This window comes from Kitasatospora phosalacinea (assembly GCF_030268885.1).
Taxonomy (GTDB): domain Bacteria; phylum Actinomycetota; class Actinomycetes; order Streptomycetales; family Streptomycetaceae; genus Kitasatospora; species Kitasatospora phosalacinea_C.
Genome location: NZ_BSSA01000121.1, coordinates 1 through 387, shown reverse-complemented (window position 1 = coordinate 387; position 387 = coordinate 1). Strand labels below are relative to the sequence as shown.

1 protein-coding gene is annotated in these 387 nt (G+C 63.8%); it reads right to left on the bottom strand.

What is annotated here, in order from left to right; all coding sequences use genetic code 11:
- The coding region (locus QSK52_RS39205) for an extracellular solute-binding protein (RefSeq protein WP_285741055.1) at positions 1–387 on the bottom strand (387 nt) is incomplete at both ends.

Below are 387 nucleotides of genomic sequence, written 5' to 3'. Positions count from 1 at the left end.
CGGCCAGCCGTCGTGGTAGTTGGTGTAGTAGGGGACGGCCTGGCCCTTGGCCTTGACGGCCTTCAGGTCGGCGAGGAACTCCTCGGGGGTCTTCGGCCAGGCCGTCACCCCCGCGTCCGCCCACACCTTCTTGTTGTAGACGAAGCCGGTCACGGTGCCGAAGTTGGCGATGCCGTAGACCTTCCCGCCGACGGTGCCGTAGTCGGTCCACTGGTAGGTCTTCGACAGCTCGTCCGCACTGCCCAGCGAGGAGAAGAAGTTGGGCAGCTGGGCGATGGACAGGTCGGAGGGGATCGGCAGCACGTCACCGTAGTTCTCGGTGTTCATGCGGATCTTGACTTCGCCCTCGTAGTCCTTCATGGCCTCGAACTTCACCTTGACGTTCGG